This is a genomic window from Herbaspirillum sp. RTI4 (assembly GCF_034313965.1).
Classification (GTDB): domain Bacteria; phylum Pseudomonadota; class Gammaproteobacteria; order Burkholderiales; family Burkholderiaceae_D; genus Herbaspirillum.
In genome coordinates this window covers 2849369-2866472 of sequence record NZ_JAVIWQ010000002.1, presented here as the reverse complement: position 1 = coordinate 2866472, position 17104 = coordinate 2849369, and the positions used below count along the sequence as shown (strand labels likewise).

General features: G+C 54.8%; 15 protein-coding genes. 11 read left to right on the top strand and 4 right to left on the bottom strand.

What is annotated here, in order from left to right:
* Window positions 1–2 precede the first annotated feature (2 nt).
* The 7 genes from RGU70_RS12735 to ftsB all read left to right on the top strand — a co-directional run bounded on the left by RGU70_RS12735 (window position 3) and on the right by ftsB (window position 6660).
* Window positions 3–296, top strand: coding sequence for an FmdB family zinc ribbon protein (locus RGU70_RS12735; protein ID WP_322209768.1), 294 nt, complete (start codon window positions 3–5; stop codon window positions 294–296).
* A 342-nt stretch (window positions 297–638) separates the two neighbouring features.
* Window positions 639–1439: an alpha/beta hydrolase gene (locus RGU70_RS12730; RefSeq protein WP_322209767.1), complete on the top strand. Its 801-nt coding sequence runs from the start codon at window positions 639–641 to the stop codon at window positions 1437–1439.
* Between the two features lie 173 nt (window positions 1440–1612).
* A complete protein-coding gene (locus tag RGU70_RS12725; RefSeq protein ID WP_322209766.1) occupies window positions 1613–2152 on the top strand; it encodes a CHRD domain-containing protein in 540 nt (179 codons plus the stop codon).
* Window positions 2153–2290: 138 nt separating this feature from the next.
* On the top strand, window positions 2291–3949 hold the full coding sequence (locus RGU70_RS12720; protein WP_322209765.1) for a CTP synthase: 1659 nt from the start codon (window positions 2291–2293) through the stop codon (window positions 3947–3949).
* Window positions 3946–4800 (top strand): 3-deoxy-8-phosphooctulonate synthase, encoded by an 855-nt coding sequence (gene kdsA, locus RGU70_RS12715; protein WP_322209764.1) that lies wholly within the window; start codon window positions 3946–3948, stop codon window positions 4798–4800. The genes RGU70_RS12720 and kdsA overlap by 4 nt, the downstream gene beginning before the upstream one ends.
* 151 nt (window positions 4801–4951) lie before the next feature.
* Window positions 4952–6235 (top strand): phosphopyruvate hydratase, encoded by a 1284-nt coding sequence (gene eno, locus RGU70_RS12710; RefSeq protein WP_322209763.1) that lies wholly within the window; start codon window positions 4952–4954, stop codon window positions 6233–6235.
* A 47-nt stretch (window positions 6236–6282) separates the two neighbouring features.
* Window positions 6283–6660 carry a cell division protein FtsB gene (gene ftsB / locus RGU70_RS12705; RefSeq protein ID WP_322209762.1) on the top strand — a complete coding sequence of 126 codons (378 nt, stop codon included), beginning with the start codon at window positions 6283–6285 and terminating at the stop codon, window positions 6658–6660.
* A gap of 13 nt (window positions 6661–6673) precedes the next feature.
* Here the strand turns inward: ftsB and RGU70_RS12700 are convergent, their stop codons facing one another.
* The 4 genes from RGU70_RS12700 to RGU70_RS12685 all read right to left on the bottom strand — a co-directional run bounded on the left by RGU70_RS12700 (window position 6674) and on the right by RGU70_RS12685 (window position 12030).
* Window positions 6674–8239: a GGDEF domain-containing protein gene (locus tag RGU70_RS12700; RefSeq protein ID WP_322209761.1), complete on the bottom strand. Its 1566-nt coding sequence runs from the start codon at window positions 8237–8239 to the stop codon at window positions 6674–6676.
* Between the two features lie 101 nt (window positions 8240–8340).
* Window positions 8341–8994, bottom strand: coding sequence for a response regulator transcription factor (locus RGU70_RS12695; RefSeq protein WP_322209760.1), 654 nt, complete (start codon window positions 8992–8994; stop codon window positions 8341–8343).
* 103 nt (window positions 8995–9097) lie between these two features.
* Window positions 9098–9871, bottom strand: a complete 774-nt coding sequence (locus RGU70_RS12690; RefSeq protein ID WP_322209759.1) for a sensor histidine kinase — start codon at window positions 9869–9871, stop codon at window positions 9098–9100.
* 122 nt (window positions 9872–9993) lie between these two features.
* Window positions 9994–12030 (bottom strand): GAF domain-containing protein, encoded by a 2037-nt coding sequence (locus tag RGU70_RS12685; RefSeq protein ID WP_322209758.1) that lies wholly within the window; start codon window positions 12028–12030, stop codon window positions 9994–9996.
* Between the two features lie 219 nt (window positions 12031–12249).
* On the opposite strand from RGU70_RS12685, the gene RGU70_RS12680 reads away from it, so the two are divergent.
* The 4 genes from RGU70_RS12680 to RGU70_RS12665 all read left to right on the top strand — a co-directional run bounded on the left by RGU70_RS12680 (window position 12250) and on the right by RGU70_RS12665 (window position 16898).
* The gene (locus RGU70_RS12680) at window positions 12250–13530 is read left to right on the top strand and encodes a hydroxymethylglutaryl-CoA reductase, degradative (protein ID WP_322209757.1); all 1281 of its coding nucleotides are present in this window, start codon (window positions 12250–12252) and stop codon (window positions 13528–13530) included.
* A gap of 122 nt (window positions 13531–13652) precedes the next feature.
* Complete coding sequence (locus RGU70_RS12675; RefSeq protein WP_322209756.1) at window positions 13653–14885, top strand: ABC transporter substrate-binding protein; 1233 nt, start codon at window positions 13653–13655, stop codon at window positions 14883–14885.
* Between the two features lie 225 nt (window positions 14886–15110).
* Entirely contained in the window at window positions 15111–16499 is a 1389-nt protein-coding gene (locus RGU70_RS12670) for an MFS transporter (RefSeq protein WP_322209755.1), read from the top strand.
* Between the two features lie 123 nt (window positions 16500–16622).
* Complete coding sequence (locus RGU70_RS12665; RefSeq protein WP_416186518.1) at window positions 16623–16898, top strand: DUF3761 domain-containing protein; 276 nt, start codon at window positions 16623–16625, stop codon at window positions 16896–16898.
* Window positions 16899–17104 lie beyond the last annotated feature (206 nt).

Below are 17104 nucleotides of genomic sequence, written 5' to 3'. Positions count from 1 at the left end.
CTATGCCGATTTACGATATCCGATGCAGCCATTGCGATGGCATTTTTGAAAAGCTGCTGTCGATTAAAGCTCTGGACGGCGATATTGCCTGCACTTACTGCCAGCAGCCAACACCTGCAAAACCGATGTTGACCGGGGGACATGCCTTGAAATCGACGCAGCGCTGGACTCCTCGTAATGGCGCGGAGCAACTGGCAGGAATGGGTGCTGGTGGGCCGGGCGCACATGCCGGTTCGGCGCGTAGCAGTGTGCTTCACAATTGCAAGGGGTTTAACTGTAGCGTGTGTGATACCTGATGTAGTTTCGTCTGACTTTTGAACTTGCGTAGTATTTGACGCCGGTGGCATTACTTGCTGCCGGCGTTTTTTTATGGGCTGATTTATTAGCGCGTGATGCAAATGCCGCGCTGAGCGGTCCAATGCACGCTGGTGGCGCGCGCTTTTGGTATTCGGCTTTTTCCTTTTACTGCGTGTAGTCGTTCATCTTCGCTCAATGAATAGCATTGCCTGGCTTCGGTTTCTGGATGTTACGCATGCAGGGCGAAAATTGCCGGGATGCCGTATCATCCGGGTACTTCTATGCATCAAGGGTGCGCCATTAGCCCACGTTCCGCATTTCTCCCGATTGAATCCGACACAATGAATAAGCCCATCCTGCATTTTTCCCATGCCAATAGTTATCCGGCGGGTACTTATGGCTTGTTTTTCGAGCAACTGCGCACGCAGTACGATGTGCGCAGCCTGGCTATGCATGCGCACGATCCGCGCTATCCGGTCGATGATGGCTGGCGGGCGCTGACGCGGGAATTGATTGCTACGCTGACGACCAGCTATCGGGGTGTGCCGGTGATTCTGGTCGGGCATTCGATGGGTGGTTTGCTGAGTCTGATGGCGGCCAATGTCCGGCCCGATCTGGTGCGCTGCGTGGTGCTGCTCGATTCTCCTGTTGTGGCCGGTTGGCGTGCGGCGGCGCTGCGGATGATGAAATTGCTGAAAATGGAACGGTCTTCTTCACCGTCCCGGGTGTCGGCGCGACGGCGCACCAGTTGGCCCGACCGCGAGGCGGCCTATCAGCATTACGCTGGTAAGAAGGTGTTCTCTTCCTGGCCGCAGCAAGTTTTACGTGATTACGTTGAGCATGGGATGGGGCCTTCCCAAGGGGAGGTGCAGCTGCGGTTTCGCCGTGAAACCGAAACGCAGATTTATCAAACCGTGCCGCATCATTTGGGACGCATTGCGCGGCGACCGTTTCCGGTGCCGCTGGGTTTTGTCGGTGGGATTGATTCGGTTGAGTGTCGCTTGGCGGGGTTGGCCGCTACCCGTCGGCTGGCGGGAAAACATTTTGTGCAAATTCCGGGTGGTCATTTGTTTCCGATGGAGTCGCCGGTCGAAGCGGCACAGGCGACGATGGCAATGATTGGTGCATTGTTGCCCTCCTGAAATTCGGTGGATGCGGATTTTGCCGGGGTCGTCACGGCCTGCCTACAATCTGTATACACTCAGACTGTTGCATGTTGGTTAGGATTATCTGATTACTTTAATGTGCTGCGTAATGAAGTAATAAAGTAATGGAAGTAATGCGTAAGTAGAATTAATGCGTAAGTACTACGTGAATGCTGCAGTTCTTTTGTCTTGAGTGTGCCTTGCTCACGATACCGCATCAGATGTTTCGCTATACCGTCAATTACACCACCAGAGAGGAAGACATGAAAATTTTGCAGAAAATCATACGTCCGGCAATTCTCACCAGCATTTTGGCGTCGTCATTGATGATCGCCGGTTGCACATCGATGGGCATGAGTGCGCCCGCTAGTATCAGTTTGAGTGGCAGCCAGGAAGTGCCGGCTAAAACTACGATGGCCAGCGGTACCTCCAATATTACGGTTGCTGCTGATAAATCCGTGAGCGGCTCCATTACAACAGTGGGTCTGAACGGCACCATGGCGCATATCCATGAGGCAGCTGCGGGCAAAAATGGTCCTGTTATTGTGCCGCTGGTCAAAACAGCCGCCGACGGCTGGGCAGTTGCTCCTGGCGCCAAGCTGACCGACGCGCAATATGCCAGCTACCTGGCCGGTAATCTGTATATCAACGTGCATAGCGCCGCCAATCCAGGTGGTGAAATCCGCGCGCAATTGGTTCCTGCCAAGTAGTCATGGCAATATGGTCGGCGTCTTGCGCGCCGGCCAGTTAATCCATGCTTGCCGTTAATTGATGTAATTGCTCCCGAGATGCGTCTGGTTTGGGGTATAATTTCAATTTCCCGCACGTGCTGTTGAGCACCCATCGCAATGACCAAGTTTGTATTTGTCACCGGCGGCGTTGTGTCTTCCCTTGGTAAAGGGATCGCAGCCGCCTCTCTCGCCGCGATTCTCGAATCCCGCGGTCTTAAAGTCACCCTCATCAAGCTCGATCCGTACATTAATGTCGATCCCGGCACGATGAGTCCGTTTCAGCATGGCGAAGTTTTCGTCACGGATGACGGAGCCGAAACCGATCTCGATCTCGGGCATTACGAGCGCTTCATCACGGCTCGAATGCGGAAGGTCAATAATTTCACTACCGGCCAGATTTATGAATCCGTTATCCGCAAAGAGCGGCGCGGTGAGTATCTGGGTAAGACGGTGCAGGTGATTCCTCACATTACTAATGAAATCCAGGATTTCATCTATCGCGGCGCGGAAGGTTACGACGTTGCGCTGGTGGAAATCGGCGGTACCGTGGGTGATATCGAATCGCTGCCGTTCCTGGAAGCTGCGCGCCAGCTGGCTTTGCGCGCTGGTCGCCATTCTGCCGCTTTCGTGCATCTGACGCTGGTACCTTATCTGGCTTCGGCCGGTGAGCTCAAGACCAAGCCGACGCAACACAGTGTGCAAAAGCTGCGTGAAATCGGTATTTCGCCGGATGCGCTGCTGTGTCGCGCCGATCGTCCGATTCCTGACGATGAACGCGCCAAGATTTCGCTGTTCTCGAACGTTCATGCCGACGCCGTTATTTCGGTATGGGATGCGGACACTATTTATAAAATCCCGCAAATGCTGCACGATCAGGGTCTGGACGCGATCATTTGCGAGAAGCTCGACCTGCATCCGCAACCAGCCGATCTGGCCATCTGGACCAAGATGATTTATGCGCTGGAAAATCCCAAGCATGAAGTGACTATCGGCATGGTCGGCAAATACGTCGACCTGACCGAGTCATACAAATCTTTGACCGAGGCCTTGCGTCACGCTGGTATGCATACTGGTTGCCGCGTCAATATTGAATATCTTGATTCTGAAGTGATTGAATCGGTCGGCACCGACGGTCTTGCCGACTTTGACGCCATCCTCGTGCCGGGCGGTTTCGGCAAGCGCGGCGTCGAAGGCAAAATTGCGGCAGCACGTTATGCCCGCGAACATAAAATCCCTTACCTTGGCATCTGTCTCGGTATGCAAGTGGCTTTGCTGGAGTTTGCCCGTAACAAGGCCGGTTTGCCGCTGGCTAATTCAACCGAGTTTGACGCGGAAACCGAACAACCGGTCGTGGCGCTGATTGACGAATGGCAAAATCACGACGGCAAGATCGAGCGACGTGACGCCAATTCCGATCTGGGCGGCACCATGCGTCTGGGCGCGCAAACTTGTAGCGTGCTTCCTGGCACGCTGGCGTTTGAAATTTATGGCGAACAAGTGACCGAGCGTCATCGTCACCGTTTCGAAGCCAATAATTTCTATTTGCCTCGTATCGAAGAAGCCGGGCTGGTGGTTTCTGCCCGTACGCCGACCGAAAATCTGTGCGAAATCATGGAATTGCCGCGCACCGGTGCCGATCCGCATCCCTGGTATGTGGGCGTGCAGTATCACCCTGAATTCAAATCGTCCCCGCGCGACGGCCATCCGCTGTTCATTTCGTTTGTTACCGCCGCCCTGCATCATCAACAAATGCAGACCGCTGAAGGAACAGCATGAAACTATGTGGCTTCGATGTAGGCTTGGAACATCCCTTTTTCCTGATTGCAGGACCTTGCGTGATCGAGTCGCGCCAGATGGCCATCGATACCGCCGGCTGGCTCAAGGAAATGACGACCGAACTCGGCATTCCCTTCATCTATAAGTCTTCCTTCGACAAGGCCAATCGTTCTTCCGGTTCGTCATTTCGCGGGCTGGGCATGGACAAGGGTCTCGAGATTTTGGCGGAAGTTAAACGGCAACTGAACGTGCCGGTGCTGACCGACATCCATGAAATCGATGAAATCAAACCGGTTTCTGCCGTAGTGGATGTATTACAGACGCCGGCTTTCCTGTGCCGTCAGACCGATTTCATCCGCGCCTGCGCGCAGTCGGGCAAACCGGTCAATATCAAGAAGGGACAGTTCCTCGCCCCGCACGACATGATCAATGTGATGGACAAAGCCCGCGCCGCTGCACGCGAAGTGGGCTTGCCCGAAGATAATTTCATGACCTGCGAACGCGGTACTTCCTTCGGTTACAACAATCTGGTGTCGGACATGCGCAGTCTGGAAATCATGCGCGAGACCGGTGCGCCGGTCGTCTTTGACGCCACGCATTCGGTGCAGTTGCCGGGCGGGCAGGGTACAACTTCGGGCGGTCAGCGTCAGTTCGTTCCGGTGCTGGCGCGTGCCGCGATTGCCGTGGGCGTGTCCGGTATTTTCATGGAAACACACCCGAATCCCGCAGAAGCAAAATCCGACGGCCCTAACGCCGTACCGCTGGCACGCATGCAGGAATTGCTGCGCACCTTGCTGGAACTGGATCGTGTCGTCAAGCAGCACAAATTTCTGGAAAATGATTTTTCCTGAGCGAACTGATCGCAAGTTTTGTACCGTTTGGTTTGACGCCGTTTGAGGTTCCCGATGCGCTGCATCCGAACAACGACGATGTCTGGCCGCACAGCTACACCACCATAAGCCACACCACAATAAACAAATTAGCCTGGATAGGGAGATGTACATGAGTGCTATCGTTGATATTATCGGCCGTGAAATCATGGATTCGCGCGGCAATCCTACTGTCGAATGTGATGTGTTGCTGGAATCCGGCGTACTGGGCCGCGCATCGGTTCCCTCCGGCGCATCGACCGGTTCGCGCGAAGCGATTGAATTGCGCGACGGTGACAAAACCCGTTTCTTCGGCAAAGGTGTCCTGAAAGCCTGCGAACATATCAACACCGAAATTTCGGAAGCAATCATGGGCCTCGATGCCAATGAACAAGCATTTCTGGATCGAACGCTGATCGACCTCGACGGCACTGAAAACAAGGGCCGTCTCGGCGCTAACGCCATGCTGGCCGTATCGATGGCCGTTGCCAAGGCTGCGGCAGAAGAAGCCGGTTTGCCGCTGTACCGTTATTTCGGTGGTAGCGGCGCGATGCAAATGCCCGTGCCGATGATGAACATCATCAACGGTGGCATGCATGCCGACAATAACCTGGACATCCAGGAATTCATGATCATTCCGGTCGGCGCGCCCAGCTTCCGCGAAGCGATCCGCTACGGCACCGAAGTTTTCCATACGCTCAAGAAAATCCTGCATGAAAAAGGTTTGCCCACCGCTGTCGGCGACGAAGGCGGTTTTGCGCCATCAGTCGAAAATCACGAAGCGGCGATCAAGCTGATTTTGCAAGCGATTGAAGAAGCCGGTTACGAGCCAGGCACGCAGATCGCCCTGGGTCTGGATTGCGCCGCCAGCGAGTTCTACAAAGACGGCAAATATCAGTTGCAAGGCGAAGGGCTGTCGCTGTCGTCCACCGACTTCACCAATATGCTAGCCACCTGGTGCGACAAGTACCCTATCATTTCCATCGAAGACGGCATGGCCGAAAACGATTGGGAAGGCTGGGCTATTCTGACCAACGCGCTGGGAAAAAAAGTGCAACTGGTCGGCGACGACCTGTTCGTCACCAACACCAAGATTCTGCGCGAAGGAATCGACAAGGGCATCGCCAATTCGATTCTGATCAAGATCAACCAGATCGGTACTCTGACCGAAACTTTCGCCGCCATCGAAATGGCCAAGCGTGCCGGGTATACCGCCGTGATTTCACATCGCTCCGGTGAAACCGAAGATTCGACCATTGCCGATATCGCAGTGGGTACCAACGCCTTGCAGATCAAGACCGGTTCACTGTCGCGTTCGGATCGCATGGCCAAGTACAACCAGCTACTGCGCATCGAAGAAGACCTCGGTGATATCGCCAGCTACCCGGGCCGCTCTGCTTTTTATAATCTTAAATAAACGTCCCGTCCGGCTTATTCGCCGGACATTTTTTTGGATCTCCGGCGATGCGCGTGATCTTTTTCTGTCTGTCGATCTTGCTGGTGCTGATTCAATACCCGCTGTGGCTGGGTAAAGGCGGCTGGCTGCACGTCGCGGACATGGGCCGACAAGTCGAGCTGACCCACAAAAAAAGGGATGAACTCAAAGCCCGCAATGCTAATCTGCAAACTGAAGTCGAAGATTTGCAACGGGGTAAAGACGCGGTTGAAGAGCGCGCCCGTTATGAATTAGGCATGATCAAGCAGGATGAGATTTTTGTGCAGGTGCTGGAGATGACGGCCGGCAATGCTTCGGCAACGCCACCGATAGCACCCACGCCAGTGTTATCGCCAACATCAACGCCAGCAGCATCGAAGCTTGCTGCCACCCGGCCAAAACAATAGACGCGGCCCTGATTTATTCCGCCATGACGACCCGGTTTTTGCCGGCTTTTTTTGCTTTGTACAAGGCATCATCGGCGCGTTTGATCATCTCAATTTGCTGTTCACCCGGTTTGCGCAAGGCAACCCCGGCGCTGAAGGTAATGAGTAACTGCTCATAGTTGTGCATGAAAATCCGTCGCGTCAATTCACGTTGCACACGGGTCACCGTCATCATTGCCTCAGCCGGCGTAGTTTCCGGTAGCAAAATCAGAAATTCCTCACCGCCAAAACGGGCGACCACATCCAGTTTGCGCAAGGTATCTTTAACCACCTGTACCAGGTGAATCAACACGCCGTCACCGGTATTGTGACCATGCGTATCGTTGAGTCGCTTGAAATCGTCCAGATCGAGCAGGGCAATGCACAAAGGCGTATTGCGCCGGTCGGCGTTGGCAATTTCACGTTCGAAACTATCGTCCAGTCCACGGCGGTTCAGGCTGCCGGTCAATGGATCTTCCCGTACCAGATTGCCCATTTGCTGTAATTTGACTTCCAGATCATGGATACGGATTTCTGATTTTTGTGCCTCCTGGCGCGCATCTATCATGTCGTCACGTGATTTCTTCGCATCTTCCTGAGCGGATTTGGTGGCCAGCATGATGTCATTGAGTACGCTATTGAGATCGCCTATGCTACCGGCCTTCGAGACCTTCTTGGACAGGCCCGTAATCGTGTCATGGTAATTGCTGGTGCTGGAGACGATGCCGCTGAGGCGGTCGACGAAAGTAAGCATCAGGTTCTTGACCGTGATTTTTTCATCCTCGATCGTCTCTTTGAGCAAGCCCTGTTTGTAGATAATTTCTTTGAGGGTCTTGGTCGCTTCTGCCAATGACTCCTGGCTGATCGGTCCTGAAATCAGATTTTGCACGGCAGTGATCTGGCCGCTCAGCCACGAGTCCTTATCCAGCAAACCGTGGATGTTTTCCAGCAGCAAGCGAAACAAACGCATCAGCAATTCATGCTGTTGCGCAATGTCGCCGGTCTTCAATTCAATTTGAAAAGTCAGGCGCTTGAGCCGGGTTGCCACTTCGTCCATGGCGGATTCGGAAAAGGCTTCCTTGAACTGATCGCCGATAGCACGCGATTCCAGCGCCAGTTCAGGCGCATCTTGCAGCAGCGAGGCAAGATTGAAATTGAGTACCCGCGACAAGAGGTCGCGCATCACGCCTTCTTTTTTATTGTCGCTGGCAAATTGCGGTTCGTTATCGGGTGCCAGGTTGCCATAAGCGCTGATGTTGCCCGGCTGCATGAATTGATTAACGAATTCGCTGAGTTGCGTGTTGTAGAGAACGAAATCACTATCATCGGCCGAATGCGCCAGACGTTGTCCTAGTCGGCCTGCTTCTCCCGGCATGCGCAGCAAGGTGGTCGCGAAGCCGGCCAAAACGGTTTCGGCACTGATGTTGGCCTTGCCACCGGCAATTTCTTCATACACATTCCGATAGGCATCCGGGGTCGGGGCCACACGGCGCGCCGCAAGCTGCTGAAAAGCCTCACGGGCGATATCGGCGGGGTTTTTTTGATGTTTCAATTTGGACATAGCAACCGGGCGGTGTTTTGATAATGAGGATTCAGGTGGGGAAACTGAAACTGCTTTGGATACTAATGATAACGGCTAGGACTATGTTCAAGGGCTAGGGATCATTCGGTCAACTGGTGGCTGATCGCGTAATGCGTTAACTCCGCGTTATGGCGCAGTTTCATTTTCAAGAGAATACGCGCGCGGTACATGCTGATGGTCTTGACGGACAGCACCAGCTCGGCGGCAATGTCGCTGACGGTTTTGCCTGAGGCAATCATGATCAGCGTCTGGTATTCCCGATCCGATAGCATTTCGTGCGCGGGTTGCTCATGATCCTGCCCGATCTGGTTGGCCAGTTCCTGCGCCAGTGACGAACTGACGTATTTGCGCCCGCCCGCAATCTGGCGCACTGCCGTTACCAACTCTTCCGTCGCGGACTGTTTGTTTAAAAATCCCGCTGCACCAGCCTTGAGTGAGCGAATGGCGTATTGATCTTCCCTGTGGATAGACAGGATGAGCACCGGCAAATCAGGGAATTCCTTTTTGACCTGCTTGAGCACTTCTATCCCGGTGCGGTCAGGCAGGCTGATGTCGAGTATCAGAACATCGGCCTTTGCAGTGCGGCATAGTTTGATGGCATCGAGGCCGTTGTCAGCCTGCCCGACCAGTATCAGATCCTTATTGTCCGAGCAGATTTGTCGCAAACCTTCGCGCACGACACCATGGTCGTCGGCGATGATTATGTTGATGCTGGCGATATTTTTTTTTGTCATGAGTGCAGGTGTCGCGCCGGCTTGGAATAGCGATAGAGGAGCTTCAATGATCGCTGGCAATTCATTTTAGCGCGACTTGCCCCATTGTTCGTACGTTCGGCTCTCATAAGAGTGGAATTCTTACGCACAGACGGGTTCCACTCGCTGTCGTGGGCGCTTGTTGCATCAATGTGCCACCAAGCGTAAGTACACGATGCCGCATGCCGCGCAAACCGCGTGACTGCGGGTTTTGCAGCGCCTGCGCCGAAATGCCGGTGCCATCGTCTTCAATCGTGAGCTGCAATTGCGCCCCATCAAGAGTCAGGTGTGCTTTGACCTGGCTGGCATGGGCGTGGCGGGCGGCATTGGTCAGCGCTTCGCTGAAAATCCGAAAGAGACTCATGGCGCGATGCGGCGCGAGGGTGATGTTTGAACCGGCGTCTGAGTCGCCCTCTAAGTCGGCATCTGAGTCGGCATCTGAGTCGGCCTCTGAGTCGGCCTCTGAATCGGTGCCTGAAATATCGCTGGTGAAGGAGCAGGGCAGTCCGCATTGACGCGTGAATTCAGAGGCGTGCCATTCCATTGCGGCAACAATGCCGAAATCCAGCATTGCCGGCCGCAAATCATCGATCAGACGATGCATGGAGGCCAATGCCGCATCGACCCGGGTATCGATTTGCGCCAGTCGTTCGTTCAGCATGTCGGAGGCTGTTCCTGCTTGCTCCAGGCCCTTGCGCAATTGCGCCACCGCCATTTTGATGGACACGAAATCGCCGCCGAGATCATCGTGCAGATCGTGAGCAATGCGCGCGCGTTCTTCTTCTATCGATTGTTCTGCGGCGACTGCTTCCGGCGTGAGCGGCAAGGCGTCGGTAAAAACAGAGGAAAGCGGCGTCATGGGAATGGGTCCGACAGAAGAGAGGATGTTGCGCACATGCATATCGCAAGAGGATGTGCTCAGTATAAGCGATGGTAGAGCAGCGTTTGCAGGGAGGAGGGCTGCGCTATGTTCGTGTGGCGTCATGGCTTCTCGCTGCCGGTTTCGCTGTGGGTCACGCTATTGATCCCATTTTCATCTTCGCGTAATTTCCATAGCCGCAAAGCGACATGGATTTCCAATGCGCGACCAGCCTCATTCCAGTTGCCGATGAGTGCATCGATCGCCTCCAGCCGCTGGCGAAAGGTATTGATATGGACTCCCAAGGCACTGGCTGCGGCGCGGGCGTTATGCCCTTTATCCAGATAAGTAAGCAGCGTGCGGGCAAGTTCGGTGCGACGCTGTTTATCGGCGTGGTACAGCTTGCCGAGCATGGCCGATAAAAAGGCATCGAGATCGGCTTCACCGCGTTTTTCAAACAGGACTGCATACAGCGACAGTTCCTGCTCCAGAAAAATCGCGCCGCTGCGCCCGAGCGCCGATGCAGTGGACAGACAGCGCAACATCGACTGATAGCTTGCAGGCAGTGCAGCAAGCTGCGTTTCTTGCCGCGAGAGAACGCCGGTTACAGGGTGCCGTATTTCCTGACTAAAAAACTGGTACAGAAACTGACGCAGCTCTTCTTGCACCGCCACACTTGAAATGAATACCATTGTGTCGTCAATCGCATCGCACAGGGTATGCCGCATCGGGCCGGCACTTTGCCATTTCCTCAGTAAATAAGCGCTTCGTTCTGCATTGATCTGCACCACAGCCAGATGAAAGGGCTGCGTTAAATCCAGTCCATGACGTGCGGCCTGCTCCAACAGTCGGGAAAGTTTCGCTTGCGGCTGGCTGAGCAAACCACGGAACAGCGCCGGAATTTCTTGCCGGGCCGCATCGTCCTGACGTTCTTGCGATAGCAGCACTACACCGGTGACCATCGAGCTGCGCTCCAGAATGCGCACTTCCACCTCATTGAGTTCGACCGGCGTACGGATAATCAAACCGCCCAGCAAGCCGCGATTGCCGACCACGGCAGAGACCCGACACACCTCCTCAGGCGTCGTCAATGCCGCTACCGAACGGCCAATGATGCGGCTTTCCATCATGGCCGCATGAATACTGTCCTGGTGCGCATGCAATAGTTTCTGCGATGGCGAACCGACCGCATGTGCTTCGCCCTTATCGGTCAACAGGCCTTTGCCCGCCACATGCAGCGTCTGCTCGCCTTCATCAATCACGGTGACGTCGCCGTTGAGCATGTTCGCCACCATCTCGCACAACTCCTTCAGACCACCGCCCTTGGCCACGAGCGAGGTGAGTTGTTCATGCGCTTCGGCGGCGATCAAGGTGCCCTCGGTTTGCTTCTTGAGGAGCGCATTGGCGTCGCTGACCTGCTTCAGTGCGACCTGCGTTTCCTGAAACAGACGCGCATTGTCGATGGCGACTGCGGCGTGGGCGGTCAGAGTCGAGAGGATGGACATTTCCCAGGCATCGTAAGCGCGCGCATAACGGTCGCCGACAAACAGCACGCCAATGACTTCCGCACCGGACAGCAGCGGCACGCCCAGAATGGAGACGATGCCTTCTTCAGTGACGGCCGCATCAATCGGATGCGTGTGCGCAAAACGGGGATCGGCCCGGTATTCGGAGGAACTGTAAGGTGTCTTGTTCAACGCCACATAGCCGCAAATGCCGATATCGCGGCCCACGCGTATCCGTTTGAATTTTTCTGAAAATGCCCCGTCGGTTGCGCGCACGTAAAAGTCGCCCTGTTCCCGGTCGATTACCGACAGATAGCCAACATCAGTCCCCATCAGTTTGCGTGCGCGGTGAACAATCGCCTGGAGTACATGATCGAGATCGCGAATGGCGGTCAGATCCTGTGCGGTCTCGATTACGGCGTTGAGTCCGCGCTCCCGTTGCTGATATTGCTCGAAGCGGGCCTGAATGGTCGTTGCCATTTGCATGCTGTGCAGCAGGAGCGGTTTGTTTTTCGTGTCTGGCGGCAATGCGTCCAGCCGCTGCTGCAAAGCCGAAAAGCTCGCCTTGTCGGCGTTCTGGTGCAGCAGGGCGAGGATGTCTCTTCCGAGTTCGTTTGCATTTTCTGGCGGCACATCGGCAATGGTTTGCGTCATGGTTTATTTTTCTTTCGATGTTTCCAGGGAGGGCTATGGCGATATTCCGAGCCGCGCTGATGGCCTGCTTCAGGGTAAATCATTATGAGACACAAAATAAGAATAAATATGGAGCTTAATGACATGGCAATGAGAAACGCCGACGATTAGACTCTTTCCCAACGCATCAGGCCAGACCATTTTCCGGCGACCGGCTTGTTCCACTCAGGAGACCTGTACATGAGCATCGATTCCCGATTACCCAATTTCCGCGCAATGGATCCCGCGCAACGCCTCGACGAAATCGTCGCCAAAGTCGGGCTCAATGCCGCAGAAAGAGCCTTGCTTGCCGACGCCGGCGGATTGCCGCTGGAAACGGCGAACGGCATGATAGAAAACGTGATCAGCAAATTTGAATTGCCGTATGCGGTGGCCGGTTATTTCCAGATTAACGGCCGCGACGTACTGGTGCCTATGGTGGTTGAAGAGCCATCCGTGGTAGCAGCCGCCTCGTTCATGGCAAAACTGATTCGCGAATCGGGCGGTTTTCAAACATCGAGTACCGGCCCTCTGATGCGGGCGCAGGTGCAGATCATGGGGCTGAGCGATCCTTTCGGCGCGCGACATGCCTTGCTCATGCACCGTCAGGAAATCATCGATATTGCCAATAGTCGCGACAAGGTGCTGATCGGTCTGGGCGGCGGTTGCAAGGATATCGAAGTCCATGTTTTTCCCGATACCGCGCGGGGAGCGATGGTTGTCATGCATCTGATTGTGGATGTACGCGATGCGATGGGAGCCAACACGGTCAACACCATGGCCGAAGCTGTTGCCGGACGAGTGGAAGCGATCACCGGCGGTAAAGTGCGGCTGCGTATTCTGTCGAATCTGGCCGATTTGCGGCTGGCGCGTGCCCGGGTGCAGCTCTCGCCGGAATTGCTCAAGAGTAAAGACTACAGCGGCGAAGAAGTCATTAACGGCATTCTCGACGCTTACACATTTGCCGCCGTCGATCCTTACCGCGCAGCGACGCATAACAAGGGCATCATGAATGGCATCGATCCTGTTATCGTCGCTACCGGCAACGACTGGCGTGCAGTGGAAGCCGGCGCGCATGCCTATGCCTGCCGAGGTGGCCACTACACTTCTCTGACGACATGGGAACTGGCAGCCAATGGTGATCTGGTCGGGACCATCGAAATGCCGATGCCGGTCGGACTGGTGGGCGGCGCGACGAAGACGCATCCAATGGCGCAGTTGTCGTTAAAAATATTGCAAACCACCTCCGCGCAGGACCTGGCGGAAGTAGCGGTCGCGGTCGGTCTGGCGCAGAATCTGGGCGCATTGCGCGCATTGTCCACCGAAGGAATCCAGCGCGGTCACATGGCGCTGCATGCGCGCAATATTGCGATTGCCGCCGGTGCCAAAGGTCAGGATGTGGACTGGGTAGTGCGTGAAATGGTGGCGGTGAAAGACGTGCGGGTCGATTTTGCTGTCAAGCTGCTGGCGGATCGTCAATAAGTAGTCCTGCATGAAGTAGTCCTGCATGAAGCAATCCTGTATGAAGCAGTCCCGTATGAATCAAGAGATGGACCATTCAATAATAAGGGGCGACCAGATCGCCCGCCCAAAGGAGATAACACATGAACCAGCCGCTTCATCCTGCCTTGCGTAGCACTCTGACTTCCTTTGCCCTTGCGGCAGCCACTTTGTGTCTGCTGTCCGGCCCGGCGCAGGCGCAGTCGCCGAGCGAGCCATTCCGCATCGGTTTCATCACCGATATGTCAGGACCGTACGCGGACACCGACGGCCCCGGTGGTACCGAAGCGATCAGGATGGCGGTGGAAGATTTCGGCGGCAGCGTTCTTGGCAAAAAAATTGAAGTCTTGTCGGCCGACCATCAAAACAAGGCCGATACCGCCGCCACCAGAGCCCGCGAATGGATAGACCTGCAAAATCTGAAGATGCTCATCGGTGGTGTCAATTCCGCTGCCGGGCTGGCCATGAACAAGGTCGCGCTCGACAAGAAACGGGTTTACATCAATGTGGCCGGTGCCAGCGCTCGCTTCACCAATGAAGACTGCACACCCTATACCATCCACTATGAATACGACACCGTGGCGCTGGCCAAGGGAACCGGCTCAGCGATTGTGGCGCAGGGCGGCAAGAGCTGGTATTTCATCGTGGCCGATTATGCGTTCGGCGCTTCCTTGTTTCAGGACACCGCCGAAGTCGTGAAAGCCAGCGGCGGTACGGTGCTGGGATCGGTCAAGCATCCGGCCAGTGCCAACGATATGTCGTCTTATTTGCTGCAAGCGCAGGCTTCTAAGGCGCAAGTACTGGGTCTGGCGAACGCCGGTTCGGATACGATCAATTCGATCAAGGCGGCACATGATTTTGGGATTACTAAAACCATGAAGCTGGCCGGTTTGCTGATGACGATCAACGATATTCACGGACTTGGGCTGACGGTGTCGCAGGGGCTGTTGATGACCGACAGCTGGTACTGGGATAAAAATGAAGCCTCGCGTAAATTCGCCAACCGTTTCTTTCTAAAAATGAAGAAAATGCCGAGCACGCATCAGGCCGCCGATTATTCAGCCACTTTCAATTACCTCAAAGCAGTGAAAACCATCGGCAGCGATGATGCCGATAAAGTTATGGCCGAGCTGAAGAAAATGAAACTCGACGATTTCTACGCCAAGGGTTATATCCGTCAGGATGGTCGCTACATCCACGATATGTACCTGATGCAGGTGAAGACGCCGGCAGAGTCGAAGAAGCCGTGGGATTACCTCAAGACGGTAGCGACGATTCCGGGTGAAGAAGCGTTTACCAAACTGGCCGATTCGAAGTGCTCGTTCATCAAGAAATAAATACCTCGCTAATGGATCAAGGCCGGACGCGTTGCTGCGTTCGGTTTTTTTTCGTCTCTATTAATAGTGCGACCTAATAGTGCGACCTCGAATGCAAGGCCTGATCACTTGGTATGGAGGGCAGGAAGGCATGACGACAGCGCAGCGGTACTTTTACCGTTCCAAATTCATCTGGCCTTGAATACCTCCATAATGTCGCCTGATTCATCACAAGAAAATATCCCCATGCCCTCCGCTTCACCGCATTCCTCCCTCCCATCCGCACCTCGCAGTGACAGCCTGATTATTCTGACGCTGGCCATCGGCTTTGTGATGGCCATGATTGACGTCACCGCTGTCAATGTGGCGCTGTCCGATATTGCCCTCGATTTATCAGTTCCGCTGAGCGGCTTGGTCTGGGTGGTGGACGGCTATACCCTGACCTTTGCGGCTTTGTTGCTCGCCGGCGGAGCATTGGCCGATCAGTTCGGTGCCAGGACCGCTTATCAGGCAGGACTGGCTGTTTTCCTGATCGGATCGATTCTTTGTGGCTTGGCGCCCGGCGGTAATTTTTTGATTGCGGCGCGTTTGCTACAGGGTGCTGGCGCTGCTTTATTCATGCCGAGTTCGCTCAGCCTGCTGACACATACTTACGAAGATGCCCGTGTTCGGGCGCGCATGTTGGGTATCTGGTCGGCGCTGGTCGGAGCTTCGTCGGCAATTGGACCGCTGGTGGGCGGAATACTGGTGCATGCCTTCGGCTGGCGTAGCGTGTTTTGGATTAATGTGCCGCTGGGCGTGTTGGGTATTGTGCTGGTCCGTTTGCTGATCGTGGCACCGCCGCCGCGGCCGAGGCCCTTGTCGCTGTTGAGTCATGGCATGGGCATGCTGATGTTGTCTGGCTTGAGTTTTGTGTTGATCGAAGGGCCGGTGCTGGGGTGGTTGTCGGTGCCGGTTCTGGCATCGGTGGCATTGACGGTCGTGTCGCTGGCCTCATTGCTGCATCGTGAACGCAGCGGTTCCCATCCTTTGTTACCGCGCGATTTATTTGCGACTTCCAGTTTTGCCGCGGCGAACGGCACCGGCTTTCTGATTAACTTTGCGGTGTTCGGCCAATTGTTCCTGCTTAGTCTGTATCTCACGCAGGCGCGCGGAGCCGATGCCTTGACCGCCGGTTTGCAGTTGCTGCCAATGATGGCGGCGTTTACTTTTGGTAATTTGTATTCGGGGCGTGTGTCGGCGCGACTAGGTATGCGGGTGCCGATGTTGGCTGGTTTATCCGTGGCTGTCGTGATGGCGCTTGGTTTGTCATTCGTAAAGACCGATACGCCTTACTGGATGCTGGTAGTCGGTGCAGTGCTCATGAATCTGGCCGTCGGTACGGCGATTCCGGCCATGACGACTACGGTGATGCAAGTTGCCGGACGTGCTCACGCCAATAGTGCGGCAGCGGCACTCAATGCCAATCGGCAGATCGGCGCGTTGGTTGGGGTGGCGTTGATGGGGACGATTCTGCACATGCAGCCGGAATGGAACGGGCGATTGCCGCTGGCATTCGGAGCAATTGCTGCCGCATATGCGGGTGCGTGGGTGCTGGTGTATCGCTTTATTCACGCTGCGAAGTTGGCGAAGTAGGGCAGGGTGCTTGTGCTGGCCGGTGGGTGTTTGGCTTTAGCGGTAAACGGTGGATAGGGTAGAAACTTCGCAAGGGGACTGGATTGCGGGCTATTTTCGGTACATCAATAATAAAAGTGAATAATGAAAAATCTCCTCGCTGGATTCCTCTTCCTGTTGTTGTGTTTCCCGGTCCTTTCTCATGCAGTAGGTAGTAGTGAACCTGACGAAGGGCAACTTTCTTCTCATGGCCATTACATCAATAAAAGCGGGCAGAGTGTTCACTCTCCTTCTAATAGTACTGACGGCAAGGTGCCGGTTGGTGCGAGCGCGCAATGTCGGGATGGCAGTTACAGCTTTAGTAAGCATCACAGCGGCACCTGTTCAGGGCATCACGGAGTGGCGCAGTGGTTGCCATGAAATGAATTTTTCAGTGTGGATTTCTTTGATGAAATGTCGAATAAAGCGTGGTGAGCGCCGTAAATTCAAGATCAGAGATGATGCGGTATTCGAGCTGGAGGGGCAGATCACTACCGCTTTGATACGGTATTAAGCAATAGATTAATCAGATATTTCTCAGATGCACTAAAAAATTCACATTTTAGGGTGGATGAAACAGGCTCTCT

What these genes read in the sequence shown, in the direction of transcription:
- RGU70_RS12735 (WP_322209768.1), top strand. Translation starts at nt 3, where the DNA reads ATGCCGATTTACGATATCCGATGCAGCCATTGCGATGGCATTTTTGAA.
- RGU70_RS12730 (WP_322209767.1), top strand. Translation starts at nt 639, where the DNA reads ATGAATAAGCCCATCCTGCATTTTTCCCATGCCAATAGTTATCCGGCG.
- RGU70_RS12725 (WP_322209766.1), top strand. Translation starts at nt 1,613, where the DNA reads ATGCTGCAGTTCTTTTGTCTTGAGTGTGCCTTGCTCACGATACCGCAT.
- RGU70_RS12720 (WP_322209765.1), top strand. Translation starts at nt 2,291, where the DNA reads ATGACCAAGTTTGTATTTGTCACCGGCGGCGTTGTGTCTTCCCTTGGT.
- kdsA (WP_322209764.1), top strand. Translation starts at nt 3,946, where the DNA reads ATGAAACTATGTGGCTTCGATGTAGGCTTGGAACATCCCTTTTTCCTG.
- eno (WP_322209763.1), top strand. Translation starts at nt 4,952, where the DNA reads ATGAGTGCTATCGTTGATATTATCGGCCGTGAAATCATGGATTCGCGC.
- ftsB (WP_322209762.1), top strand. Translation starts at nt 6,283, where the DNA reads ATGCGCGTGATCTTTTTCTGTCTGTCGATCTTGCTGGTGCTGATTCAA.
- RGU70_RS12700 (WP_322209761.1), bottom strand. Translation starts at nt 8,239, where the DNA reads ATGTCCAAATTGAAACATCAAAAAAACCCCGCCGATATCGCCCGTGAG.
- RGU70_RS12695 (WP_322209760.1), bottom strand. Translation starts at nt 8,994, where the DNA reads ATGACAAAAAAAAATATCGCCAGCATCAACATAATCATCGCCGACGAC.
- RGU70_RS12690 (WP_322209759.1), bottom strand. Translation starts at nt 9,871, where the DNA reads ATGACGCCGCTTTCCTCTGTTTTTACCGACGCCTTGCCGCTCACGCCG.
- RGU70_RS12685 (WP_322209758.1), bottom strand. Translation starts at nt 12,030, where the DNA reads ATGACGCAAACCATTGCCGATGTGCCGCCAGAAAATGCAAACGAACTC.
- RGU70_RS12680 (WP_322209757.1), top strand. Translation starts at nt 12,250, where the DNA reads ATGAGCATCGATTCCCGATTACCCAATTTCCGCGCAATGGATCCCGCG.
- RGU70_RS12675 (WP_322209756.1), top strand. Translation starts at nt 13,653, where the DNA reads ATGAACCAGCCGCTTCATCCTGCCTTGCGTAGCACTCTGACTTCCTTT.
- RGU70_RS12670 (WP_322209755.1), top strand. Translation starts at nt 15,111, where the DNA reads ATGCCCTCCGCTTCACCGCATTCCTCCCTCCCATCCGCACCTCGCAGT.
- RGU70_RS12665 (WP_416186518.1), top strand. Translation starts at nt 16,623, where the DNA reads ATGAAAAATCTCCTCGCTGGATTCCTCTTCCTGTTGTTGTGTTTCCCG.